This is a genomic window from Pseudomonas sp. ACN8 (assembly GCF_002303925.1).
Taxonomy (GTDB): Bacteria; Pseudomonadota; Gammaproteobacteria; order Pseudomonadales; family Pseudomonadaceae; genus Aquipseudomonas.
The window spans coordinates 57,306-81,303 of the sequence record NZ_MRCS01000017.1 but is presented as its reverse complement, the minus strand read 5'-3'; the positions used below and the strand labels follow the sequence as shown (position 1 = coordinate 81,303).

The window sequence follows — 23,998 nt, the reverse complement described above, 5'->3', positions numbered from 1 at the left end:
ATGAAACGTGTAGGTCTGATCGGTTGGCGCGGCATGGTCGGTTCCGTGCTCATGCAGCGGATGCTGGAAGAGCAGGATTTCGATCTTATCGAGCCGGTGTTTTTCACCACTTCCAATGTCGGTGGCCAAGGCCCGTCCGTGGGCAAGGACATTGCTCCGCTCAAGGACGCTTACAGCATTGAAGAGCTGAAGACCCTCGACGTGATTCTGACCTGCCAGGGTGGCGACTACACCAGCGAAGTCTTCCCCAAGCTGCGTGAAGCCGGCTGGCAGGGTTACTGGATCGACGCCGCTTCCAGCCTGCGCATGCAGGATGACGCGGTGATCGTTCTGGATCCGGTCAACCGCAAGGTGATCGACCAGCAGCTGGATGCAGGCACCAAGAACTACATCGGCGGCAACTGCACCGTCAGCCTGATGCTGATGGGCCTCGGTGGCCTGTTCGAAGCTGGCCTGGTGGAGTGGATGAGCGCCATGACCTATCAGGCGGCCTCCGGTGCCGGCGCGCAGAACATGCGTGAACTGATCAAGCAAATGGGCGCGACCCACGCCGCTGTTGCCGATCAACTGGCCGATCCGGCCAGCGCGATCCTCGACATCGACCGCCGTGTGGCCGAAGCCATGCGCAGCGACGCGTACCCGACCGAAAACTTCGGCGTACCGCTGGCCGGCAGCCTGATCCCGTGGATCGACAAGGAACTGCCGAACGGCCAGAGCCGCGAAGAGTGGAAGGCCCAGGCCGAGACCAACAAGATCCTCGGTCGCTTCAAGAGCCCGATCCCGGTCGATGGCATCTGCGTGCGCATCGGCGCCATGCGCTGCCACAGCCAGGCGCTGACCATCAAGTTGAACAAAGACGTACCGATCGCTGATATCGAAGGGCTGATCAGCCAGCACAACCCTTGGGTCAAGCTGGTGCCGAACAGCCGTGAGACCAGCATTCAGGAGCTGAGCCCGAACAAGGTCACCGGTACCCTGAATGTACCGGTTGGCCGTCTGCGCAAGCTGAACATGGGTTCGCAATTCGTCGGCGCGTTCACCGTCGGCGACCAGTTGCTGTGGGGTGCGGCCGAACCGCTGCGCCGCATGCTGCGGATCCTGCTCGAGCGTTGATCGATTGATGAAATGAAAGAACCCGCGCCTTGCAAGAGGCGCGGGTTTTTTTATGGAAGTAGCGTCGTCAGTGCTGGCCTCATCGCGAGCAGGCTCGCTCCCACAGAGAGTTGCAGTTGAATAGGAAATTTGTGTACACCATCAACCCCTGTGGGAGCGAGCCTGCTCGCGAAGGGGCCAGGTCAGGCACCACAGAATTGCCTGCATGTCACCCACCCGGTAAAGTGCCGCTCCCCCCGTTTCGCCAGAGGTCAAACCATGAGCCAGTCCATTGATATTGCCGTGATCGGCGCCACCGGTACTGTCGGCGAAACACTCGTGCAGATTCTCGAAGAGCGCGATTTCCCGATCGGCACCCTTCACCTGCTGGCCAGCAGCGAATCGGCCGGCAGTTCGGTGCCGTTTCGCGGCAAGAACGTGCGGGTGCGAGAGGTCGATGAGTTCGACTTCAGCAAGGTGCAGTTGGCATTCTTTGCCGCAGGCCCGGCGGTCTCGTTGAGTTTTGCTTCCCGGGCGACAGACGCCGGTTGCTCGGTGATCGATCTCTCCGGTGCCCTGCCGGCCGAAAAGGCGCCACAGGTCGTGCCTGAGGCCAACGCCCAAGTGTTGGCCGGCTTGAAAAAACCCTTTCAGGTCAGCAGTCCAAGCCCATCAGCCACCACGCTGGCGGTGGTACTCGCGCCGCTGATGGATTTGCTCGATTTGCAGCGCATCAGCCTGACCGCCAGCCTCGCGGTATCGGCCCAGGGGCGCGAAGCCGTGAGCGAGCTCGCCCGGCAGACCGCCGAGCTGCTGAATGTGCGGCCGCTGGAGCCGAAATTCTTTGATCGGCAGATGGCCTTCAACCTGTTGGCCCAGGTCGGCAAACCGGATGAGCAAGGTCATACGCTGCTGGAAAAACGCCTGGTGCGTGAGCTGCGCCAGGTCATGGCGCGGCCTTCATTGAAGATTTCCGTCACTTGCATTCAAGCCCCGGTGTTTTTTGGCGATAGCTATAGCGTGACCCTGCAGTCCGCGAGTGAGATCGACCTGGGGAAAATCAATGCGGCCCTGGAAGACGCGCCCGGCATCGAGCTGGTGGAAGCCGGCGATTACCCGACCCCGGTGGGCGATGCGGTAGGGCAGGATGTGGTCTACGTGGGTCGGGTTCGCCAGGGTATCGACGACCCGTCGGAACTTAATCTGTGGCTGACGTCAGATAACGTACGCAAAGGCGCGGCGCTCAACGCTGTGCAGCTGGCCGAGTTGTTGATAAAAGACCTGCTGTAAAAGATACTTTGCAACTATTTGTCGAATAATTCCGCGCGACGACCCTCGCCGTTGCGCGTAATGCCTTACGGCAGCGACTGTCAATACCTTCTCGCTGGCCGAGGAATGTTCAAACTAAGGATGAGCTAATGGTTCAAGTTCGCAAACTGGTGTTAGCAATAGCGGCCGCCTCGGCGCTGTCCTCCGGTATGGCGCATGCCCTCGGGCTCGGGGAGTTGACCCTGAAATCGACGCTCAACCAGCCGCTGGTAGCGGAAATCGAGCTGCTCGATGTCAAGGAACTCACCGCCGCCGAAGTAGTGCCGAGCCTGGCTTCGCCGGAAGATTTCGCCAAGGCCGGTGTCGACCGCCAGGCGTTTCTCAATGACTTGACCTTCACCCCTGTGCTCAACGCCGGCGGCAAAAGCATCCTGCGCGTGACCTCCAGCAAGCCGCTTTCCGAACCCATGGTGAAATTCCTGGTTCAGGTCATGTGGCCGAACGGCCGTTTGCTGCGCGACTACAGTGTGCTGCTCGATCCGTCCAAATTCTCGCCGCAAACCGCTGAAGCGGCCGCACAACCGGCGTCAACGGTTGCCGCGCCCGTCACCGGTGCGACCAAACCGTCCCAATACACCACCACGGCGCGCGATACCCTGTGGGAAATCGCCGCGAAGGCGCGTAATGGTGGTTCGATCCAGCAAACCATGCTGGCCATCCAGGCGCTGAACCCGGATGCCTTTATCGACGGCAACATCAACCGCCTGAAAACCGGCCAGGTGCTGCGCCTGCCGGGCCAGGCGCAGAGCACGGACCTGCCGCAAGCCAAGGCGATTGCCGAAGTGGCCGCACAGAACAAGGCCTGGCGCCAGGGTCGCCGTTATGTGGCCAAACCCGGGGCAGGGCAGCAACAGCTCGACGCTACCCATCGCGCGCGTACTGATGGCGCGCCGGCGCAAGCGGCCACCGACAAGCTGAGCCTGGTGTCGGCCGAATCCGGTAAGAACCCAGGCAAAGGAGCTGCCGGAGATGCCAAGGCCCTCAGCAACAAGCTGGCGGTGACTCAGGAAAGCCTCGACACCAGCCGTCGTGATAACGCCGAACTGAAAAGCCGCATGGCCGACCTGCAAAGCCAGGTGGACAAGCTGCAGCGCCTGATCGAGTTGAAGAACAACCAGTTGGCCAAGTTGCAAACCGAGGGCGCTGCGGCCGCGACAGCGCCGGCAATGTCGGCCGAACTGGTTGCCAACCCGGGGGCAACGCCTGCTCCGGCTGACACTGCGCCAGCGCCCGGGGCAACTCCGACACCCGCCGAAAAACCTGTTGAGGCGACACCGGCCGCATCCGACGATCAGAAATTCAATGAATTGCTGACCAATCCGGTGTTGCTGGGCCTGGTCGGTGGCGGTGCGGTGATTCTGCTGCTCCTGCTGCTGTTGCTGGCGCGTCGCCGCAAAGCCCGGCAAGAAGCCGAAAAACATCTGCGCATGGCCCGTGCCCTGGCCGAAGAACAGCCGTTCTCGGCCGATTTCGACTTGCCGGAAAGTAGCTTCGATGGCCTGGAAGTTCCGCCGCCGAGCGTGAAACTGGCGACAGCCCCGACGCCTGCTCCCGCGCCAGCGCCGGTAGTTGCTCCGGTGGTGATGACCACGCCGATCGCCGCGCCATTGGTGGCACCCGCTGCCGAGCGTTCCGACGACGTGCTGGGCCAGGCTCAGTCGCACATCGATGCCGGTCGCCTGAACCAGGCTGCCGCATTGCTGGAGGACGGCGTCAAGCAAGAGCCCAAGCGCAGCGACTTGCGCTTGAAACTGATGGAAGTCTACGGCCAGCAAGGCGACCGCGATGCATTCGTCGGCCAGGAGCGTCAGTTGGTGGCCAATGGCGACAACTTCGCCCAGGTTGAAAAGCTCAAAAGCCGCTTCCCGGCCATGGCGCTGGTCGCTGCCGGTGGTATCGCCGCAGCCGCCGTTGCCGCCGAGCTGGACGCGCAATACGTCAAGGACCTGTTGCTCGATGAGCCGCAAGCACCAGCGCCAGAACCAGAGCTTGCGCCTGCGCCGTTCGAGGATGACCTCGACAGCGCCTTCGACCTGAGCCTGGATGATCTGGACTCGATTACACCTGTGGCGCCTGCACCTGCACCTGCACCGGAGCCCGAAGTAGCGGGGCTGGCAGACCTGGAAGAGTTCCCGCTGGACGACGACCTGAGTTTTGAGTCGGTGTTGCAGCAGCAGACTGACATCAAGGAAAACCTCGACGATCTGTCGGACTTCGACCTTGACCTTGACCTGGATCTCGGTGCGCAACCGTCGCCGGCGATGCTGGCTGAAGACGACTTCCTGCTGGACCTGGATGAGGGCGTGAAGGATTTTCCGGTTGCCGAAACACCGTCTGTTCCTGAGGTCGCGCTGGATGACCTGGAATTGCCGGCCGATTTCGATCTGTCGCTGGCCGATGAGCTGGACGCACCGGATGCGTTCGCGGCAGAGCTGGATGATGTCAATGCTGAACTGGAGAGCCTGTCCAGCAGCATTGGCGAACCGACCTTCACCGAAGCAGATGCCGCACTGGGCGACGATGATGACTTCGACTTCCTTTCGGGCACTGACGAGGCCGCTACCAAGCTCGATCTGGCTCAGGCCTATATCGACATGGGCGACAGCGACGGTGCTCGTGACATCCTCAAAGAGGTCGTAAGCGAAGGCAATGCCGAGCAGAAGGGTGAAGCCGAGGAAATGCTGTCGCGCCTGGCTTGAGTGATCGGTAGGTTGTAAGAAAAGCGGCAGCCCATAGAGGCTGCCGTTTTTGCAGTGAGTCCCCGTGTTCCCTGGGATTTTCGCGAGCAGGCTCGCTCCCACATTGGATCAATGTCTTCCGCATTATTGGGCTCTGCACCCATCCCCTGTGGGAGCGAGCCTGCTCGCGAAGAGGCCCTGACATTCACTCCAGGCCCTCAGTTGTACTGGCATCCCCTCCAGTCGGCCTTATAATGCCCGCCTTTGGTACATCATCAGGCTGTCCCTCCTTGGCAAATATAGATAACCCGGCCGCCGAAATGGCTGCCGACGGCTTTTTCCGGATCGCGCTGGGCGTCGAATACAAAGGCTCGCGCTACCGCGGCTGGCAGCGCCAGGCCTCCGGCGTCCTCACCGTGCAGGAAACCCTCGAAAACGCCTTGTCCAAAGTCGCCGACTCACCCGTTTCGCTGATGTGCGCCGGGCGTACCGACGCCGGGGTGCATGCCTGCGGACAGGTGGTGCATTTCGACACTCAGGTCGAGCGTTCGATGAAGGCCTGGACCATGGGTGCCAACATCAATTTGCCCCACGACGTCAGTGTCAGTTGGGCCAAGGTCATGCCGGCGCACTTCCATGCGCGCTTCAAGGCCATTGCCCGGCGTTATCGCTATGTGATCTACAACGATCAGATCCGCCCGGCGCACCTGAACGAAGAAGTGACCTGGAACCACCGTCCGCTGGACGTCGAGCGCATGGCCGAGGCCGCTCAATACCTGCTCGGCACCCATGATTTCAGCGCTTTTCGTGCCGGCCAGTGCCAGGCCAAGTCGCCGATCAAGGAACTGCATCACCTGCGCGTCACCCGTCACGGCAAGATGATCGTACTGGATATCCGCGCCAGCGCCTTCCTGCATCACATGGTGCGCAATATTGCCGGCGTGCTGATGACCATTGGCGCCGGAGAGCGTCCGGTGGAGTGGATGAAAGAGGTGCTGGAGAGTCGGATTCGACGGACCGGTGGCGTGACCGCGCATCCATTCGGTTTGTATCTGGTTCAGGTCGAGTACCGTGACGAGTTCCAATTGCCCGAGCGTTACATCGGTCCACACTTCCTGACCGGGTTCTCGGAACTTGGCGGCTGACGCCCTCGAATGCTTTTGTTACCATCCGGGACTTTCCCGGATTTGTCTTGGAGTTGTGTCGACATGTCAGCCGTTCGCAGCAAGATCTGTGGGATTACCCGCATAGAGGATGCGTTGGCGGCCGTCGAGGCCGGGGCGGATGCCATCGGATTCGTGTTCTACGCCAAAAGCCCCCGTGCGGTGACGTTCCAGCAGGCGCGCTCGATCATCAAGGCGCTGCCGCCGTTCGTGACCACCGTGGGCCTGTTCGTCAATGCGAGCCGTTGCGAGTTGGGTGAGCTCCTCGACGCTGTGCCCCTGGACCTGCTGCAATTTCACGGCGATGAAAGCGCAGAAGATTGTGAGGGTTGGCACCGCCCGTACATCAAGGCGCTGCGGGTCAAGGCGGGGGATGATATCGCCGCGGCCTGTGATGCCTATGCCAGTGCCAGCGGCATCTTGCTCGATACCTATGTCGAAGGCGTTCCCGGAGGAACCGGCGAGGCATTTGACTGGTCACTGATACCGCAAGGCTTGAGCAAGCCGATCATTCTGGCGGGTGGTCTGACGCCGGATAACGTCGCCGAAGCGATTGCCCGCGTCCGGCCTTATGCCGTGGATGTCAGCGGTGGGGTAGAGGCGAGCAAGGGCATCAAGGATCACGCAAGGATCCGGGCATTTATCAAAGCGGTACGCGGTAGCACCTGTTGATGTGACGGCTGGCAGACTGCCGCCGTCCACTGCACTGTACAAAGCGGATGCACTGCACACAGCAGGCAGATCCGAGGGTTTTTGGTTGCACGCAGGTCATGTTTCGCGCTGACCGTGGCAGTCCTCGACCCTCTTCGCACACATGAATTTAGCGCTAGGGCATACACGGGGCCGCGAACCAGAGCGTTCGGGCCGCCGGTACTGGAGAAAGAAAGCATGAGCAACTGGTTAGTAGACAAACTGATCCCTTCGATCATGCGTTCCGAGGTCAAGAAGAGCTCGGTGCCTGAAGGTCTTTGGCACAAATGCCCGTCTTGCGAGGCTGTGCTGTATCGTCCGGAGCTGGAAAAGACCCTGGACGTTTGCCCCAAGTGCAACCATCACATGCGTATCGGCGCCCGCGCCCGTATCGACATCTTCCTCGATGTTGAAGGCCGTGCCGAACTGGGTGCGGACCTGGAGCCGGTCGACCGTCTGAAGTTTCGCGACGGCAAGAAGTACAAGGATCGCCTGACCGCTGCCCAAAAGCAGACCGGCGAAAAAGACGCGCTGGTTTCCATGAGCGGTACTTTGCTGGGGATGCCGGTGGTGGTTTCGGCGTTCGAGTTTTCCTTCATGGGTGGTTCGATGGGCGCCATCGTCGGTGAGCGTTTCGTGCGCGCCGCCAACTACGCCCTGGAAAAACGTTGCCCGATGATCTGCTTCTCCGCTTCCGGTGGTGCGCGGATGCAGGAAGCGCTGATTTCCCTGATGCAAATGGCCAAGACCTCCGCGGTGCTGGCTCGTCTGCGTGAAGAAGGCATCCCGTTCATTTCCGTGTTGACCGATCCGGTCTACGGCGGCGTTTCCGCCAGTCTGGCGATGCTGGGCGATGTGATTGTCGGCGAGCCGAAGGCGTTGATCGGTTTTGCCGGTCCACGTGTGATCGAGCAGACCGTGCGTGAAAAACTGCCGGAAGGCTTCCAGCGCAGCGAGTTCCTGCTGGAGCACGGTGCCATCGACATGATCATCGACCGTCAGGAACTGCGTCCGCGCCTGGGCAACCTGCTGGCGCAAATGATGGGCCTGCCGACGCCGAAGTTCGTGGCTGCACCCATCGAGCCGATCGTGGTTCCACCGGTACCTGCCAACCTATGACCCAACGAACCCTTGGCGAATGGCTCGCCTACCTTGAGCAGTTGCACCCTTCGGTCATCGACATGGGCCTGGAGCGGTCGCAACAGGTAGCGTCCCGCATGGGACTGGGCAAGCCGGCGCCTCGGGTGATCACGGTCACCGGGACCAACGGCAAGGGTTCCACCTGTGCGTTCGTGGCGTCCCTGCTGCGGGCACAGGGCTTGAAAGTGGGGGTCTACAACTCCCCGCACCTGCTGCGTTACAACGAGCGGGTAACGGTCAATGGCGTCGAAGCCACGGATGCCGAGTTGTGCGAGGCCTTTGCCGCGGTAGAGGCCGGGCGCGGCGACACTTCCCTGACTTACTTCGAAATGGGCACCCTGGCGGCATTCTGGCTGTTCCAGCGCTCCGGGCTCGATGCGGTGGTGCTGGAAGTCGGTCTGGGCGGTCGGCTGGACACGGTCAACGTGGTGGACGCCGACATGGCGCTGGTCACCAGTATTGGTGTCGATCATGCGGATTACCTGGGTGATACCCGAGAGTCCGTGGCCTTCGAGAAGGCCGGTATTTTCCGTCAGGGCGCGCCTGCGCTCTGCGGCGACCTGAATCCTCCACAACCTCTGCTGGATAAGGCGCGCGAGCTCAATTGCCCGTTTTTCCTGCGTGGACGCGATTTCGACCTCGGTGTGACCGATCACAACTGGCAATGGTGCGGTGTCGATGGGCAAGGGCGCGCGGTTGAACTGCGCGACTTGCCGCTGCTCGATCTGCCGATGGAAAACGCTGCGCTGGCGTTGCAGGCGTACCAGCTGCTCGGTTTGCCTTGGGTGGATGCGCAGATTGTCGAGGCGCTGCAGGCAACGAAGGTGGTCGGTCGTCTGGATCGCCGTGAGATCGAGTGGCAAGGCAAGCGCTTGAATCTATTGCTGGATGTGGGACACAACCCCCATGCGGCGGAGTATCTGGCTCGTCGCCTGGCCAGTCGCCCGCCGGTCGGCAGGCGCCTGGCGGTGTTCGGGCTGCTGGCGGACAAAGACCTGGGTGGTGTTGTCGGCGAATTGAATGCTAGTGTCCAGCACTGGGCTGTCGCACCGCTGGACTCGCCTCGGGCGCGTCCGGTTGCGGATTTGCACGATGCGTTGCAAGGTCTTGGTGCGTCGGTCACGTCATACGGCAGCGTAGCGGCCGCCCTGGAAGGGCAGTGCGCGCAGGCCACGAACGACGACGAAATCCTGTTGTTCGGATCATTTTATTGTGTCGCCGAGGCCCTTGAGTGGCTGGCCCGGCGCTCCACGGAGGAAGCGGCAAATGGCATTGCTGGATAAGGCATACAAACAGCGCATGGTTGGCGCCCTGGTGTTGGTCGCGCTGGCGGTGATTTTTCTGCCGATGCTGTTTTCCCGCCAGGACGAACAGCGCCAGGTGACGGTCGAAGCGCCTGCGGCTCCACAGGCGCCGGCGTTGCCCCAGGTGCAGGTCGAGCCCGTGGTGGTGCCTGAGCCGCAAGCCTTGCCTCAGGAACCCGTGCCGAGCGATGACGAAATCGCCCAGCAGGAATCGGCGGTGCCAACTGCGCCGGTGGCTCCAGCGCCGGCAGCCAAGCCGGCTGCACCTGCGCCGGTCCCGGCTTTGGCGGCCAAACCTGCGACAGCGCCTGCCCAGCCCATCACTGCGGCACCGGGCAAGCCGGACACCACGCCAAGCCGTGTCGATGCCAATGGCTTGTCTGTCAGCTGGTCGGTGCAACTGGCCAGCCTGTCTAGCCGTGAAAGCGCGGAAAAGCTTCAGAAAACCCTGCGCAGCCAGGGCTACAACGCCTACATCCGCACCGCCGACGGCAAAAACCGGGTGTTTGTCGGGCCGCTGATCGAACGCGCTGAAGCCGACCGGCTGCGTGACTTGCTGAACCGCCAGCAGAACCTCAAGGGGTTTGTGGTGCGCTTTCAGCCGGAACGTGGCTAAAACTATCGCCCCGATATGAAATGCACTGACAATCGCAGCTTACCGATAAGCATGGGCTCTGCTAAAATGCGCCGCCTTATCCGTCTGTAGGCTGCACTGTGCCATTTACCTGGGTTGACTGGGCGATCGTAGCAATCGTCGCCATCTCCGCATTGATCAGTCTGAGCCGCGGCTTCGTCAAAGAAGCTCTGTCGCTGTTGACCTGGATCATCGCAGGAGTCGTAGCCTGGATGTTCGGTGGCTCACTGTCCGAGTACCTCGGCGGGTACATTCAAACGCCATCGGCACGTATAATCACGGGCTGTGCCATCATGTTTGTCGCCACTTTAATCGTAGGCGCAATGATCAATTATCTTATCGGCGAACTGGTTCGCGTCACCGGGCTCTCCGGGACCGACCGATTCCTCGGCATGGCCTTCGGCGCCGCGCGTGGCGGGTTGCTGGTCGTTATCGCCGTCGGGCTGTTGAGCCTGGGGCCGGTACAGCAGGACGGGTGGTGGAAAGAGTCACAGCTCGTGCCAAAATTTCTATTGGTCGCAGACTGGTCCAAAAACCTGATCCTCGGGTGGAGCAGTCAGTGGCTTGCCAGCGGAATCAGCGTACCCGCTGATATTCCGTTCAAGGAGCAACTCTTGCCGACGGCCAAAACGCCTCAGTGAGTAGTGCTCAGTTCAGATCCATTAAGTAGGGGTTGCGTCGCATGTGTGGCATCGTCGGTATCGTCGGTAAGTCGAACGTCAATCAGGCGCTGTATGACGCGCTAACCGTCCTCCAGCACCGCGGCCAGGACGCTGCCGGTATCGTGACCAGCCATGATGGCCGGTTATTCCTGCGCAAGGACAACGGCCTGGTGCGTGACGTGTTCCAGCAGCGTCACATGCAGCGCCTGGTCGGTCACATGGGCATTGGCCATGTGCGTTATCCAACCGCGGGCAGCTCGACGTCGGCTGAAGCTCAACCGTTTTACGTCAACTCGCCTTACGGCATCACCCTGGCGCACAACGGTAACCTGACCAACGTTGAACAACTGGCCAAGGAGATTTACGAATCTGACCTGCGCCACGTCAACACCAGTTCCGATTCGGAAGTGCTGCTCAACGTGTTCGCGCACGAACTGGCCCAGCGCGGCAAGTTGCAGCCGACCGAAGAAGACGTTTTCGCCGCGGTCACCGACGTGCACAACCGTTGCGTCGGTGGTTACGCCGTCGTGGCGATGATCACCGGCTACGGCATCGTCGGCTTCCGCGACCCGCACGGCATCCGCCCGATCGTGTTCGGCCAGCGTCACACCGATGAAGGCGTCGAGTACATGATTGCCTCGGAAAGCGTTTCCCTGGACGTACTGGGCTTCACCCTGATTCGCGACCTGGCACCGGGCGAAGCGGTCTACATCACTGAAGAGGGCAAGCTGTACACCCGTCAGTGCGCGACCAACCCGTCCCTGACGCCGTGCATCTTCGAGCACGTCTACCTGGCGCGTCCGGACTCGATCATCGACGGCGTATCGGTCTACAAGGCCCGCCTGCGCATGGGTGAGAAGCTGGCCGAGAAGATCCAGCGCGAGCGTCCGGATCACGACATCGACGTGGTCATCCCGATTCCGGATACCAGTCGCACCGCGGCGCTGGAGCTGGCGAACCATCTGGGCGTGAAGTTCCGCGAAGGCTTCGTGAAGAACCGCTACATCGGCCGGACTTTCATCATGCCAGGCCAGGCCGCGCGGAAAAAATCCGTACGCCAGAAGCTCAACGCCATCGAACTGGAATTCCGTGGCAAGAACGTGATGCTGGTGGACGACTCCATCGTTCGTGGCACTACTTGCAAGCAGATCATCCAGATGGCCCGCGAAGCCGGCGCCAAGAACGTCTACTTCTGCTCCGCGGCGCCAGCGGTTCGCTACCCGAACGTCTACGGCATCGACATGCCGAGCGCTCACGAGCTGATCGCCCACAACCGTTCGACCCAGGACGTGGCTGACCTGATCGGCGCCGACTGGCTGATCTATCAGGACCTGCCTGACTTGATCGAAGCGGTCGGTGGCGGCAAGATCAAGATCGACAAGTTCGATTGCGCGGTGTTCGACGGCCAGTACGTCACCGGCGACGTCGACGAGGCTTACCTGAACAAGATCGAGCAGGCACGCAACGATGCCTCCAAGGTCAAGACGCAGGCAGTCAGTGCGATCATCGATCTGTACAACAACTGAGTTTCTACCGGCCCTGAGGGGCCGGTTTTGTATCTGGCAAAAAGAACTTCATCTATCAAGAGCAGGGCAAGGAGTGACAGCATGAGTCAGGAATGGGATGCCGGTCGGCTGGACAGCGACCTCGAAGGTGTAGCGTTCGATACCCTGGCCGTACGCGCCGGTCAGCACCGTACGCCGGAAGGCGAACATGGTGATCCGATGTTCTTCACCTCCAGCTACGTGTTCCGTACCGCCGCCGACGCCGCTGCGCGCTTCGCTGGCGAAGTGCCGGGCAACGTTTATTCGCGCTACACCAACCCGACCGTACGCGCGTTCGAAGAACGCATCGCCGCGCTGGAAAGCGCCGAGCAGGCCGTGGCCACCGCCACTGGCATGGCCGCGATCATGGCCGTGGTGATGAGCCTGTGCAGCGCCGGTGATCATGTGCTGGTGTCGCGCAGCGTATTCGGCTCGACCATCAGCCTGTTCGAAAAGTACTTCAAGCGTTTCGGCATCGAAGTCGATTACGTGGCCCTGGCGGACTTGTCCGGCTGGGATGCGGCAATCAAGGCCAACACCAAATTGCTGTTTGTCGAGTCGCCGTCCAACCCGCTGGCCGAGTTGGTCGACATCGCTGAGCTGTCGAAAATCGCTCACGCCAAAGGCGCGATGCTGGTGGTCGACAACTGCTTCTGCACCCCGGCGTTGCAGCAGCCGCTGAAAATGGGCGCGGACATCGTCGTGCACTCGGCCACCAAGTTCATCGACGGCCAGGGCCGTTGCATGGGTGGCGTGGTCGCCGGTCGTAGCGAGCAGATGAAAGAGGTGGTCGGCTTCCTGCGTACCGCCGGGCCGACCCTGAGCCCGTTCAACGCCTGGATCTTCCTCAAGGGCCTGGAAACCCTCAACCTGCGGATGAAGGCCCATTGCGCCAACGCCCAGCAACTGGCCGAGTGGCTGGAGCAGCAGGACGGCATCGAGAAAGTCCATTACGCCGGCCTCAAGAGCCATCCGCAGCACGAACTGGCGCTGCGCCAGCAGAAGGGCTTCGGTGCGGTCGTCAGTTTTGAGGTCAAGGGCGGCAAAGAGGGCGCCTGGCGCTTTATCGATGCCACGCGTCTGATTTCGATCACTGCCAACCTGGGCGACAGCAAGACCACCATTACCCACCCGAGCACCACCTCCCATGGTCGTCTGGCGCCTCAGGAGCGTGAAGCGGCGGGCATTCGTGACAGCCTGATCCGCGTTGCGGTCGGTCTGGAAGACGTGGCGGACCTGCAAGCCGATCTGGCGCGCGGTCTGGCTGCGTTGTGATCGAGTTGTCTGCGCCGACCACCGGCTCGAATGGTCGCGTAGCGCTGGTGACCGGTGCTGCGCGGGGCATTGGCCTGGGGATCTCGGCCTGGCTGATCAGCGAAGGCTGGCAAGTCGTGCTGACGGACCTGGACCGGGAGCGCGGTTCGAAGGTGGCGAAAGTGCTGGGCGACAACGCCTGGTTCATCGCCATGGATGTCTCGAATGAAGGGCAAGTCGCACTTGGCGTGGCCGAGGTGCTCGGCCAGTTCGGGCGACTGGATGCGCTGGTATGCAACGCAGCGGTTGCCGATCCGCACAATATCACCCTGGAAAGCCTTGATCTGGCCCACTGGAATCGGGTGTTGGCGGTGAACCTCAGCGGGCCGATGTTGCTGGCCAAACACTGTGCGCCGTACCTGCGCGCTCACAGCGGTGCCATCGTCAATTTGGCCTCGACCCGCGCCGGGCAGTCGGAACCCGACACGGAGGCCTATGCGGCGAGCAAGGGCGGTTTGTTGGCCCTGACCCATGCGTTGGCCATCAGCCTGGGTCCGGAGATCCGGGTCAATGCCGTCAGCCCGGGCTGGATCGATGCACGCGACCCCTCGGTGCGGCGTGCCGAGCCCTTGACCGAAGCCGATCATGCCCAGCATCCGGCGGGCAGGGTAGGGACGGTCGAGGACGTAGCGGCGATGGTAGCCTGGCTGCTGTCGAGGAATGCCGGGTTTGTCACCGGCCAGGAATTCGTGGTCGATGGCGGCATGACCAAAAAGATGATTTACAGCGAGTGATGGGGGCAGGGTGCGGTCTTCAGCATTTGATGTTGAATGTGCTGCCCTCATCGCGAGCAAGCTCCACAGAGGGAGAGAGCATGCTTTTAACTGTGGGAGCGAGCTTGCCCGCGAAGGCGGACTGATGGTTGCCGACACTGGCCGGAATGAAATGATTTTGTCTTTTTCAGAAAAACTTCAATCCTGCTATTGACTTAGGTTCGCTACCTGCGTAAATTTCGCGGCCTCGGAGATGCAAACGGGTGATTAGCTCAGCTGGGAGAGCGTCTGCCTTACAAGCAGAATGTCGGCGGTTCGATCCCGTCATCACCCACCACTTCCGAGATACTTGCGAAAGCAAGAGGTAGGCTGAAATGCCTCCACCGACGCGCAGCGGTAGTTCAGTCGGTTAGAATACCGGCCTGTCACGCCGGGGGTCGCGGGTTCGAGTCCCGTCCGCTGCGCCATATTTTCCGAGTTAGGCATGCCTGGCTCGAGATTGAAAAGCTACTGAGTTTTCAATCAGACGAGTTACTTGGACGAAAGTCCAAAGCGATACGCAGCGGTAGTTCAGTCGGTTAGAATACCGGCCTGTCACGCCGGGGGTCGCGGGTTCGAGTCCCGTCCGCTGCGCCATATCTGCCCCGAGGCCCACTGAACGCCTTGGAGCTACGAAGAAAACCGCAGGTTTACTTCGAGTCGATAGCAAAGACCCTGGTCGAAAGGCCGGGGTTTTTTGTGTCTGAAATTCAGGTTTTTCTCCTCTCGCCTTTTTCCAGGCGGACCTTTCTGCATGCCCCTTTGCATGAATGGCCGATTGGAGCTGACGACGCCGTCGTTCAGCGCCCCCCCTGACCTCGCGCTACCGAGATTCACGTCTACTATTACTGTGCTGCGTCGAATAGTCGCGTTTTTTTGATTTTCTGGTCAGTTTTTGGTTTTCCGTAAGGCCATAAGCCTATAAACTTAACCTTTCGGTCAGCTTTGCACTGTCAACAACAGCCCTTTGCATCGTCGAAAAGGGCTTCTGCAAGACTCGAGATTTTCCAGAACATAACCAGAAGGGCGGACCCCATAACCGCCCAGAGGATGATCCATGTCCAACCGTGATATATCCCGGCGCTCGTTCCTTCAGGGCGGGCTGGTAGCGGGCGTGAGCGTGACGCTCACGCCGTTGAGCAGCCAGGCGCTGGCCGCCTTGATGGAAAACAGCGTGACCGTGCCGTCCGAGCAGTGGCTCGGCAACAATGGCAAGGCGCGGGCCCGTAACGATGCCTTGTCCAAGGTCTGCGGCAGCAAGGTCTTTGCCCGCGACATCCGCGCCAAGGACATGCCGGGCTGGCCGCAGCAGCAAGGCCACGCCATGCTGCTCAAAACCATCAAGGCCGACCACATCTTTGCAGGCATCGACCTGTCGTGGCTCGATGCCGGGTTGCAGCCGGACCGCATCGTTACTGCCGAAGACCTGGTCAAGGACGGCATCGTGTTCCCTGAGGAGCACGCCCCGGATCCGTTGCTGCCGGCCGGCAAGGTGCCGATGTTCATCGGGCACCCGGTGGCGATCCTGATCTGGAACGATTTCGAGCGCTTCCGTCAGGCCAAGAACCAACTCAAGTTCAATGACAAGGCAATCCGCTACGGCGAGAAAGCGCCGTTCTACGAAGGCGATCCCTACGGCAGCTTCCGCTACGTGCGCGTCGGCGGTGCGACCTCGGCCGACGAAGACGAGTTCGCCAGCCTCAAGGATTCGATCCTGTTCCCGATGCTGAAAAACCGTCGTCCGGTGTGGAACGCCCAGCCGAACCTGCACGGCAACCTGACCGAGCGCGGGTTATTCTACGCCGAGCGCATGAAGCAGCAGATCGATACGCCACCGGACAACTGGCTGGTTTTCGACGAGCGCTACAAGACCCCGTCGATCGAACCGGCTGCCCTGGAGCCGGACAACGGCAACGGCTGGTATGACCCGGCGACCAAGACCCTGCATTTCGTCGTCGCCACCCAGTGTCCGCTGGAAGCGGCGACCGAAACCGCGAAGATGATCGCGCCGTCGCGTTTCGGCCTGGCCAACCTGAACATGCACCCGGGTTACACCGTCGGTTATGGCTCGAAAGACCACAACATTTTCGTCTACTACGCAGCGCTGGCGGCGTTGTACGGCGCCGGTGTGCCGGTTCGCCTGGCCAACGACCGTTACGAGCAGTTCCAGAGCGGGATCAAGCGTCACCCGTTCGACATCCGCTACCAATTGGCGGTGGACAAGACCGACCACAGCTTCAAGATTTTCCGCTGCGAGATGAGCGTCGACGGTGGCGGGCGAATCAACTACAGCCCTTCGGTGGCGGCGGTGGGCGCCACGGCGGCACAGTCGATCTACTACATGCCGCAGAACGATCTGCAGGTCACGGCCTATCACTCCCGCGCCGTTGAAGCCGGGTCGATGCGTGGCTACGGCACCCTGCAGAGCATGGCGGCGACCGAGATGATGGTTGACGAAATCGCCGGTCGCCTCGGTGTCGATGCCATCGAACTGCGCCGCAAGAACGCACTGCGCTCGGGCATGAAAAACACCCAGGGCGCGATCCCGGCCGGTGCCTTGCGTCTGCACGAGATTCTCGACAAGGCGGCGGCCCACGACACCTGGAAAAACCGCGACGCGATCAAGAAACAACGCGAAGCAGCCGATCCGGACAACTGGTACGGGGTGGGTTTCGCCATCTGCCAGAAAGACTTCGGCACCGGTTCCGAAGCGCCGATGGCCAGCATTGAATTCACTGCCGAAGGTCGCATCAGCCTGCGCCACATCGGTATCGAAATCGGCACCGGCATGTCCACCTCCCAGGCCATGGTCGTGGCCGATTTCCTCGGTATCCCGGCGCACGAAGTGAAGACCGGCGAAACCGAATGGAAAGAGTTGCAGCTGATCAGTGGCGGCAACCCGTACATCATGAGCCAGGCGGAGCAGGACAATTTCCTGCGCAATCCACGCTGGGTCGGCAAGGTGGCTTCGGCTTCGTCGGCCACCAACTCGGCGTACTACTTCAGCCACGCCACCCGTGAAGCGGCGCGCGTGTTGTTCAACCACGGCCTGTGGCCGGCGGCGCTGGAGATCTGGCGCCAGGGCCCTTACGGCGGCCAGGCCAACCCTTACGTGGTGCGCCGCGAAGACGCCCACTGGGTCGACGGCAAACTCACGGCCAACGGCATGGAGCCACTGCCATTCGCCATGCTGGCCAAGCGCGTTCACGAGCGCGGCCTGGTGAGCGGTGCCACCGTGCACGGTTTCAACCGCTGGAGCTGGGCCGAGGCCGAGTTCAGCATCGACGGCGTGCGTGAGCGCTTGCCGCTCGACGGCCTGGCCGTGAAGTACGGCGACGGCGCACCGAAGGCGAAGAAGGCGCAGATGAACAGCGCCGGTTTCCATCTGCTGGATCGGCAGGGCATCGCCTACCCGGCGACCCAGTTGAACAACGCGGCGGTGACTTATTACAGCCCGGTTGCGACGCTGGTGGAAGTGAAGGTCAACAAGGGTTCGAACGAAGTGTCGGTACTCAACCATCACTCGTGGGTCGAGTGCGGTCGGGTGCTGGTGGAAGAACTGGTCAGGGGCCAGCTCGAAGGCGGTATCGCCATGGGCATCGGCCACGCGCTGATGGAAGAGATGCCGCTGTACGAAGGCGGGCCGGGGGAGGGTGACTGGAACTTCAACCGTTACCGTTTGCCGATGGCGCGTCACGTCGCGGTGTGGAAACAGACGGCGGACATCCTGCCGCCATTGTCGCCGAGCGACCCGTCCAAGGGCATCGCCGAGGTGGTGATGATCCCGGTCGTCGGTGCCATCGGCAACGCCGTGGCTCATGCCATCGGTAAACGTGTCCGCGACCTGCCTATCACTTCTGCACGCATCAAGGAGGCCCTCAATGGCTAACCGTCCGCTTCAACTGACCCTCAACGGTCAATCCGTCGGCCCGGTGGACATCCCTGATGACCTGCCGATGATCGACTACCTGCACGAGTACAAGAACCTCACCGGTTCGCGCCTGGGTTGCGGCCAGGGTATCTGCCACGCTTGCGTGGTGATCGTCGACAACCCGGACGGCACCAGCGAAGAAGTGCGCACCTGCATCACCGGCGCACACTATTTCGAAGGCAAGAAGGTTCGGACCATCGAAGGCCATGCGACCCGCGACGAGCAGGGCAAGGTCACCGAACTGAACCCGATCCAGCAGCGCTTCGTCGACGAGTTCGCCTTCCAGTGCAGCTATTGCGCGCCAGGCTTCGTCAATGCCGCGACCGTGCTGGTGGAAAAGCTGCAGCGTCAGCCGATCGTCAAAAGCCAGCTGGAAAAAGTCATCGAGGACAGCCTCGGTCATCACATCTGCCGTTGCACCGGGTACGTGCGCTACTACAGCGCCACCCGCAACGTGCTGACCGATCTCGGCCTGGTCAAGGAGGGTTAAGCATGAAACTTCTACTTAGCCGCCTGGCGTTGGCGGTTGGTCTGGCTGCGCCTGTGGTGGCGGCTCACGCGGATGATGCGCAGGTCAAGCAAGGCGAGTACCTCGCCCGCGCCGCCGACTGCATGGCGTGCCACACCGCACCGGGTGGCGCCCCATACGCGGGCGGCCTGCCGATCGTGTCGCCGTTCGGCACGATCTACGGCACCAACATCACCCCGAGTAAAGAGCACGGCATCGGCCAGTACAACGATGACGAGTTCTTCGCCGCGCTGACCGAAGGCAAGCGCCGCGACGGCGCGAACCTGTATCCGGCAATGCCCTACACCTCGTATCACTTGATCCCGCGTGTAGATTCCGACGCGATTCATGCCTACCTGAAAACCGTCGAGCCGATCGAGCGTGCAGCACCGGTTACCAGCCTGAGCTTCCCGTTCAACGTGCGCCTGGGCCTGATGGGCTGGAACATGGTGTACGGCAAGGATGTGAAGCTGGAGCCTGCCGAAGGCAAAAGCGAAGCCTGGAAGCGCGGCCAGTACATGGTCGACGTGTTGGGTCACTGTGGCGAGTGCCACACCCCACGCGGCTTGCCTGGCGCGATGCAGCAGGACAAACGCATGACCGGCGGCATTCTCAATGGTTATCTGGCGCCAAGCCTGCTGGCCACTGACCTGGCGGCCCGTGGCTGGAATCATCAGGACCTGAGCTCGTTCCTCAAGCACGGCATGAGCGCCCAGGGCACGATGTTCAACGAGATGTTCCCGGTGTTCCACAACAGCACCCAGGGCCTGAGTGATCCGGACCTGGCGGCGATGGCGACTTTCCTGCTCGGCGATCAGCCACCTGCGGCGAAAGTGCTCACCGAAGTGCCGTTGGACAAGCTGAGCCCAAGTGCCCAGCGCGGCCGTCAGGAATATTTGAATGTCTGCGCCGGTTGCCATGCACCTGGCGGCGAGGGCAAGCCGCACATCGCGGTGGCCATGCGCGGCAACACCACGCTGCGCCTGGAAGATCCGCGCAACCTGGTACGGGTGATCGACGACGGTATCGGTGAGCAGAAGTTCTCCGGGTTCGAACACATGCAACCGATGCCGGGATTTGTCGACAAGTTGAGCGACGCGCAACTCACGGATCTACTGAACTACCTGCGTCAGGGTTGGGGCGGTCAGCCGAATGATCTGGCTGTGAATGACGTGCAGAAGTTGCGTGCCGATGCGCCGCCGCTCGAGCACAAGGCCCACTGACATGCAGCATCTGGATCTGCAAGTGATACGCCGGGCGCTGGAGTGGTCGGCGGCCGGACAGCGCATCTGGCTGTGTACGGTGCTGGCCACTTACGGCTCGGCACCGCGGGCACCGGGTTCGCTGTTGGCGGTGAACACGCAGGGGCACTGGATTGGCTCGCTGTCCGGTGGCTGTGTCGAGGAAGACTTTCTCGAGCGAGTCGCCGAGGGCGCGTTTCTGGAGCCGGTCAGCGTTGTTCGTTACGGCGAAGGCGACGACCCCCGCTCACGCGTCAGCCTGCCCTGTGGCGGGGTGCTGGATGTGCTGGTCGAGAAGCTTGAGGCCGATTGCGAGGTGCAGGCGCATCTGCGGGAACTGGAGGCGGCGCTGTTGGGCCGACGTCGGTTGATCCGCGAGGTTGATTTGCTCAGCGGTGCGCGCAGTCTGTTCGATGATCGTGAGCGGGGTGTGCGTATCGAGCGTGAAATCGACCGGGTGCGCGTGCGCGTCGGCGCGGCCCAGCGCTTGCTGCTGGCGGGGTATTCCAGTGTCGCCCAGGCCTGTGCGGAGTTTGCCGTGGGCCTGGGGTTCGAGGTGATTCTGTGTGACCCGCGGGACGAAGTGCTGGAAGGCGTCGTGCTGGAAAATGTGGAGATTCGTCGCCAACTGCCGTCGGTGTTCATCGCCGACGGCGGTTGCCACAGCGACACGGCGGTGGTGGCGTTGACCCACGATCCACGTATCGATGACCTGGCGATGATGGAGGCTGTTCGCACCGAGGCGTTCTACATCGGTGTGATGGGCTCCATGCAAACTTCGCAAAAGCGCTTCGAGCGCTTGCGACGCATTGGTGGCCTGGGAGATGTCGAGTTGGGGCGGATTCATGCGCCGATCGGTTTGAACCTGGGCAGCAAGACGCCTGCAGAGATTGCCTTGGCGGTGTTGGCGGACATCCTGCGGATTCGCAGCGGTATCCCACGGGAACGTCTCTAACCCAAAACCCCTGTGGGAGCGAGCCTGCTCGCGATGAGGTCGTAGCATCCAACATATTCGTTGGCTGCTAGACCGATATCGCGAGCAGGCTCGCTCCTACAATGTATTGCGTGCCGCTTAGTACCCGAACTTATCCCGCAATCCGTAATACCACGCACCCAATGCCGCAAACGGTGTGCGCAGCATTTGCCCGCCGGGGAACGGGTAGTGGGGCAGGTCGGCAAACGCATCAAAACGCTCTGCCTGACCGCGTAATGCCTCGGCCAGCACCTTGCCCGCCAGATGTGTGTAAGTCACGCCATGGCCGCTGCAGCCCTGGGAATAGTAGATGTTGTCGCCCAGCCGTCCGACCTGGGGCAGGCGCGACAGGGTCAGCAGGAAATTGCCTGTCCACGCGTAGTCGATCTTCACGTCCTTGAGCTGCGGGAATGCCTTGAGCATCTTCGGCCGGATGATCGCTTCGATGTTCGCCGGATCCCGCGCGCCATACACCACGCCACCGCCGAAAATCAGACGCTTGTCGCCGCTGAGGCGGTAGTAGTCGAGCAAGTAATTGCAGTCTTCGACACAGTAATCCTGAGGCAACAGGGTCTTGGCCAGTTCTTCGCCCAATGGCTCGGTGGTAATTACCTGTGTGCCGCAAGGCATCGACTTGGCGGCCAGTTCCGGCACCAGGTTGCCCAGATAAGCGTTGCCGGCGACGATGATGAATTTGGCCCGGACCTTACCCTGCGGCGTGTGCACCACCGGATTCGCGCCACGCACAATGCGCATCGCCGGCGACTGCTCATAAATCGTCCCCCCCAGGGACTCGACCGCCGCCGCTTCACCCAGCGCCAGGTTAAGCGGATGGATGTGGCCGCCACTCATGTCGAGCATCCCGCCGACGTACTGATCGCAGGCCACTACTTCGCGGATGCGACGTTGATCCATCAACTCAAGTTGGGTATGGCCGAAACGCTCCCACAGGCGCTTCTGGGATTCGAGATGACCCATCTGCTTGGCGGTCATCGCGGCGAACACACCGCCGTCCTTCAAGTCGCACTGAATGTTGTACCTGGCGACCCGCTCACGAATGATTCGCCCACCCTCGAACGCCATCTGCCCCAGCAATTGAGCCTGCTTGGGACCGACCGTGCGCTCGATGACATCGATATCGCGGCTATAGCTGTTAACGATCTGGCCGCCATTACGCCCGGACGCCCCGAAACCCACCCTGGCGGCTTCGAGCACCGTGACCTTGAAGCCGTTCTCCAGCAGAAACAGGGCAGAGGACAGCCCCGTATAACCGGCGCCAATCACACAGACATCGGTCTCGACGTCATCCTGCAACGCCGGTCGCGGCGGAACCGCATTGGCCGATGCGGCGTAATAGGACTCGGGGTAGGGAGTGTTAGCCATCCGGCAGCCTCTGTTTAATATATTTTACGAGTGCATTGATCCTACCCGAGTTGAAAATCGCCCGCCAGCCACCCGGAAAATCTTCTTTGAACCGGCAAAATTAAATATTTTGCATATTCATAGGGTTAGCTCGAAAAAAGGTGTTGACACCCCTCGGGAATTCCGTAGAATGCCGCCTCACAGCAGGCACGTAGCTCAGTTGGTTAGAGCACCACCTTGACATGGTGGGGGTCGTTGGTTCGAGTCCAATCGCGCCTACCAAACAAAATCCGCTCTGCTGGGCGGTCTGGAAGGGCTCACCGAAAGGTGGGCCCTTTTTTGTTGGCTGAGATTTTCAAAGTCCTCACTCAAAACGCCAACCTGGCCTCTCGTCTGCATGCCTCATCAGCGCCTGAATGTACTCCTGCGGGAATTTCTGCTGTTCACTTAAGCGAATGTGGTCCCCTGTAGGCGCGAGCCTGCTCGCGATGGTCGTTAACGATGACGCTGCAAACCTGATACCCCGCGGTGTTCTCAGGTCCATCGCGAGCAAGCTCGCTCCTACAATTTCCTCAACTGAACAGCAATATGGCCAGTGAGCCGGGTTTTTCGTTCTCGCCATTCGTCCACTGCTTTGCACTTACCAGCGCTTCAGCGTCTCTCATGTTCAAGCACGGACATTTCACGTAACCATACGGAGAGCCAGCATGGATATTGATGAGAATGCTCCAGGAAACATATCGCAACAGGGTGGCGCGGGCAGCAGTGCGGATAACGAAACAGGCCATGATCCAAGGCGGCCTGATGTGCCGCTGAAGAAATCCCGGATCAACCCCGGCAGTGGGAAAAATGAGCTGGGGAATGATCAGGATTCGACATACGTGTCTGATCCGTTTGGTTCAGCCACTGCGCCTAATAATCCAAAGCACGATCCCGTAGCTAAAGGAAACTCTTACAGCCCCGATTTCAAATCCGAGCCTGAACATAAACCGGTTCAAGATGCTGATATAGATACCCAGGGCGGTTAGTTCGGGCTAAACATCCGCGAATCAGTATGGAGAGTCAGCATGCACATTGATGAGAGCGCTCCTATAAACACTTCCCGGCAGAGCGATGATTCCGGGCGTGAAGAATCTGAAGTTCCGCTGCCCGCGGACGACGAAGCACCTGTCGATGAAGAAATGGTAGATGTAGATGCCGCTAACTCGGTGACGAGTGAGTATCCGGAAGCTGGAAAAAGCGGCCGCGTCGATGATCCTGTCGTTGACCCGTCGTAAATCGTCACCGACCAGAAGGCGTTGACTGGCGGGAGTTGTGGTGGCCTTCCTGTACTCCCGCGATCAGGTGCATTGGGATGTTCTGCTGTACTTCAATGGACGGTACTTCGAAGCTTGCTACGATCTGGAAGTGTTGCTCGCTCAGTTCGATCGACTTTTCTGCTTTTTCCCTGGCCATTCTCGCGTGGTTCATTGCGATTTCGTTGAGCGTTGACACGTTACATCTCCCGGTGACTGACCAAGCGTATCGCTGGCGTCCTTAAGCATTGATTGAAGGGCTGCGGCGTCAGAATCCTGTCGTTACGGCGCTGCTACGGGCGATCTTAGCAAGCCTCAAGCCACAGATAGGGGCGAATTCCTCGTGGTGTTCTGGCAGGCGACGAATGGCGAGCCACTGTGAATGA

20 protein-coding genes and 4 tRNA genes are annotated in these 23,998 nt (G+C 61.0%); 22 read left to right on the top strand and 2 right to left on the bottom strand.

The window, feature by feature from the left end; translation table 11 throughout:
* From asd to BSF44_RS11845, 19 genes are all read left to right on the top strand, one after another.
* Nucleotides 1-1,113, top strand: coding sequence for an aspartate-semialdehyde dehydrogenase (asd, locus tag BSF44_RS11935; protein WP_095943679.1), 1,113 nt, complete (start codon nucleotides 1-3; stop codon nucleotides 1,111-1,113).
* Between the two features lie 258 nt (nucleotides 1,114-1,371).
* Entirely contained in the window at nucleotides 1,372-2,382 is a 1,011-nt protein-coding gene (locus BSF44_RS11930; RefSeq protein WP_095943678.1) for an aspartate-semialdehyde dehydrogenase, read from the top strand.
* A 128-nt stretch (nucleotides 2,383-2,510) separates the two neighbouring features.
* The gene (locus BSF44_RS11925; protein WP_095943677.1) at nucleotides 2,511-5,120 is read left to right on the top strand and encodes a FimV/HubP family polar landmark protein; all 2,610 of its coding nucleotides are present in this window, start codon (nucleotides 2,511-2,513) and stop codon (nucleotides 5,118-5,120) included.
* 299 nt (nucleotides 5,121-5,419) lie between these two features.
* Nucleotides 5,420-6,244, top strand: coding sequence for a tRNA pseudouridine(38-40) synthase TruA (gene truA / locus BSF44_RS11920; RefSeq protein ID WP_095943676.1), 825 nt, complete (start codon nucleotides 5,420-5,422; stop codon nucleotides 6,242-6,244).
* Between the two features lie 63 nt (nucleotides 6,245-6,307).
* Nucleotides 6,308-6,934, top strand: coding sequence for a phosphoribosylanthranilate isomerase (locus BSF44_RS11915; RefSeq protein WP_095943675.1), 627 nt, complete (start codon nucleotides 6,308-6,310; stop codon nucleotides 6,932-6,934).
* A 216-nt stretch (nucleotides 6,935-7,150) separates the two neighbouring features.
* Complete coding sequence (gene accD, locus BSF44_RS11910; protein WP_095943674.1) at nucleotides 7,151-8,071, top strand: acetyl-CoA carboxylase, carboxyltransferase subunit beta; 921 nt, start codon at nucleotides 7,151-7,153, stop codon at nucleotides 8,069-8,071.
* Nucleotides 8,068-9,375 (top strand): bifunctional tetrahydrofolate synthase/dihydrofolate synthase, encoded by a 1,308-nt coding sequence (gene folC / locus BSF44_RS11905; protein WP_095943673.1) that lies wholly within the window; start codon nucleotides 8,068-8,070, stop codon nucleotides 9,373-9,375. Before accD ends, folC begins: the two co-directional genes overlap by 4 nt.
* A complete protein-coding gene (locus tag BSF44_RS11900) occupies nucleotides 9,359-10,012 on the top strand; it encodes an SPOR domain-containing protein (protein WP_095943672.1) in 654 nt (217 codons plus the stop codon). The genes folC and BSF44_RS11900 overlap by 17 nt, the downstream gene beginning before the upstream one ends.
* Nucleotides 10,013-10,110: 98 nt before the next feature.
* Nucleotides 10,111-10,671, top strand: coding sequence for a CvpA family protein (locus BSF44_RS11895; protein WP_056722189.1), 561 nt, complete (start codon nucleotides 10,111-10,113; stop codon nucleotides 10,669-10,671).
* A 41-nt stretch (nucleotides 10,672-10,712) separates the two neighbouring features.
* Entirely contained in the window at nucleotides 10,713-12,218 is a 1,506-nt protein-coding gene (gene purF / locus BSF44_RS11890) for an amidophosphoribosyltransferase (protein ID WP_095943671.1), read from the top strand.
* Between the two features lie 81 nt (nucleotides 12,219-12,299).
* On the top strand, nucleotides 12,300-13,511 hold the full coding sequence (locus BSF44_RS11885; protein ID WP_095943670.1) for an O-succinylhomoserine sulfhydrylase: 1,212 nt from the start codon (nucleotides 12,300-12,302) through the stop codon (nucleotides 13,509-13,511).
* Entirely contained in the window at nucleotides 13,508-14,284 is a 777-nt protein-coding gene (locus tag BSF44_RS11880) for an SDR family oxidoreductase (RefSeq protein WP_095943669.1), read from the top strand. Before BSF44_RS11885 ends, BSF44_RS11880 begins: the two co-directional genes overlap by 4 nt.
* A 240-nt stretch (nucleotides 14,285-14,524) precedes the next feature.
* Nucleotides 14,525-14,600, top strand: a tRNA-Val gene (locus BSF44_RS11875).
* A gap of 53 nt (nucleotides 14,601-14,653) precedes the next feature.
* Nucleotides 14,654-14,730, top strand: a tRNA-Asp gene (locus BSF44_RS11870).
* A 92-nt stretch (nucleotides 14,731-14,822) separates the two neighbouring features.
* Nucleotides 14,823-14,899 (top strand) — tRNA-Asp (locus tag BSF44_RS11865).
* 460 nt (nucleotides 14,900-15,359) lie between these two features.
* The gene (locus tag BSF44_RS11860) at nucleotides 15,360-18,191 is read left to right on the top strand and encodes a xanthine dehydrogenase family protein molybdopterin-binding subunit (protein ID WP_095943668.1); all 2,832 of its coding nucleotides are present in this window, start codon (nucleotides 15,360-15,362) and stop codon (nucleotides 18,189-18,191) included.
* Nucleotides 18,184-18,723 (top strand): (2Fe-2S)-binding protein, encoded by a 540-nt coding sequence (locus BSF44_RS11855; RefSeq protein WP_007982256.1) that lies wholly within the window; start codon nucleotides 18,184-18,186, stop codon nucleotides 18,721-18,723. Before BSF44_RS11860 ends, BSF44_RS11855 begins: the two co-directional genes overlap by 8 nt.
* Nucleotides 18,724-18,725: 2 nt before the next feature.
* Nucleotides 18,726-19,964, top strand: coding sequence for a cytochrome c (locus BSF44_RS11850; RefSeq protein WP_095943667.1), 1,239 nt, complete (start codon nucleotides 18,726-18,728; stop codon nucleotides 19,962-19,964).
* A 1-nt stretch (nucleotide 19,965) separates the two neighbouring features.
* The gene (locus BSF44_RS11845) at nucleotides 19,966-20,937 is read left to right on the top strand and encodes an XdhC family protein (protein WP_095943666.1); all 972 of its coding nucleotides are present in this window, start codon (nucleotides 19,966-19,968) and stop codon (nucleotides 20,935-20,937) included.
* Between the two features lie 117 nt (nucleotides 20,938-21,054).
* Here the strand turns inward: BSF44_RS11845 and BSF44_RS11840 are convergent, their stop codons facing one another.
* The gene (locus BSF44_RS11840; protein ID WP_095943665.1) at nucleotides 21,055-22,338 is read right to left on the bottom strand and encodes an FAD-binding oxidoreductase; all 1,284 of its coding nucleotides are present in this window, start codon (nucleotides 22,336-22,338) and stop codon (nucleotides 21,055-21,057) included.
* Nucleotides 22,339-22,522: 184 nt separating this feature from the next.
* On the opposite strand from BSF44_RS11840, the gene BSF44_RS11835 reads away from it, so the two are divergent.
* The 3 genes from BSF44_RS11835 to BSF44_RS11825 all read left to right on the top strand — a co-directional run bounded on the left by BSF44_RS11835 (nucleotide 22,523) and on the right by BSF44_RS11825 (nucleotide 23,594).
* Nucleotides 22,523-22,599, top strand: a tRNA-Val gene (locus BSF44_RS11835).
* A gap of 425 nt (nucleotides 22,600-23,024) precedes the next feature.
* Nucleotides 23,025-23,345, top strand: coding sequence for a hypothetical protein (locus tag BSF44_RS11830; RefSeq protein ID WP_095943664.1), 321 nt, complete (start codon nucleotides 23,025-23,027; stop codon nucleotides 23,343-23,345).
* Between the two features lie 39 nt (nucleotides 23,346-23,384).
* Complete coding sequence (locus BSF44_RS11825) at nucleotides 23,385-23,594, top strand: hypothetical protein (protein WP_095943663.1); 210 nt, start codon at nucleotides 23,385-23,387, stop codon at nucleotides 23,592-23,594.
* A 4-nt stretch (nucleotides 23,595-23,598) separates the two neighbouring features.
* Here BSF44_RS11825 and BSF44_RS11820 read toward each other — a convergent pair whose 3' ends face one another.
* Entirely contained in the window at nucleotides 23,599-23,811 is a 213-nt protein-coding gene (locus tag BSF44_RS11820; protein ID WP_095943662.1) for a hypothetical protein, read from the bottom strand.
* Nucleotides 23,812-23,998: the final 187 nt, after the last annotated feature.

Excerpts from the sequence above, each read along its gene's own strand:
- asd (WP_095943679.1), top strand. The coding sequence starts at position 1 with ATGAAACGTGTAGGTCTGATCGGTTGGCGCGGCATGGTCGGTTCCGTG.
- BSF44_RS11930 (WP_095943678.1), top strand. The coding sequence starts at position 1,372 with ATGAGCCAGTCCATTGATATTGCCGTGATCGGCGCCACCGGTACTGTC.
- BSF44_RS11925 (WP_095943677.1), top strand. The coding sequence starts at position 2,511 with ATGGTTCAAGTTCGCAAACTGGTGTTAGCAATAGCGGCCGCCTCGGCG.
- truA (WP_095943676.1), top strand. The coding sequence starts at position 5,420 with ATGGCTGCCGACGGCTTTTTCCGGATCGCGCTGGGCGTCGAATACAAA.
- BSF44_RS11915 (WP_095943675.1), top strand. The coding sequence starts at position 6,308 with ATGTCAGCCGTTCGCAGCAAGATCTGTGGGATTACCCGCATAGAGGAT.
- accD (WP_095943674.1), top strand. The coding sequence starts at position 7,151 with ATGAGCAACTGGTTAGTAGACAAACTGATCCCTTCGATCATGCGTTCC.
- folC (WP_095943673.1), top strand. The coding sequence starts at position 8,068 with ATGACCCAACGAACCCTTGGCGAATGGCTCGCCTACCTTGAGCAGTTG.
- BSF44_RS11900 (WP_095943672.1), top strand. The coding sequence starts at position 9,359 with ATGGCATTGCTGGATAAGGCATACAAACAGCGCATGGTTGGCGCCCTG.
- purF (WP_095943671.1), top strand. The coding sequence starts at position 10,713 with ATGTGTGGCATCGTCGGTATCGTCGGTAAGTCGAACGTCAATCAGGCG.
- BSF44_RS11885 (WP_095943670.1), top strand. The coding sequence starts at position 12,300 with ATGAGTCAGGAATGGGATGCCGGTCGGCTGGACAGCGACCTCGAAGGT.
- BSF44_RS11860 (WP_095943668.1), top strand. The coding sequence starts at position 15,360 with ATGTCCAACCGTGATATATCCCGGCGCTCGTTCCTTCAGGGCGGGCTG.
- BSF44_RS11855 (WP_007982256.1), top strand. The coding sequence starts at position 18,184 with ATGGCTAACCGTCCGCTTCAACTGACCCTCAACGGTCAATCCGTCGGC.
- BSF44_RS11850 (WP_095943667.1), top strand. The coding sequence starts at position 18,726 with ATGAAACTTCTACTTAGCCGCCTGGCGTTGGCGGTTGGTCTGGCTGCG.
- BSF44_RS11845 (WP_095943666.1), top strand. The coding sequence starts at position 19,966 with ATGCAGCATCTGGATCTGCAAGTGATACGCCGGGCGCTGGAGTGGTCG.
- BSF44_RS11840 (WP_095943665.1), bottom strand. The coding sequence starts at position 22,338 with ATGGCTAACACTCCCTACCCCGAGTCCTATTACGCCGCATCGGCCAAT.
- BSF44_RS11830 (WP_095943664.1), top strand. The coding sequence starts at position 23,025 with ATGGATATTGATGAGAATGCTCCAGGAAACATATCGCAACAGGGTGGC.
- BSF44_RS11825 (WP_095943663.1), top strand. The coding sequence starts at position 23,385 with ATGCACATTGATGAGAGCGCTCCTATAAACACTTCCCGGCAGAGCGAT.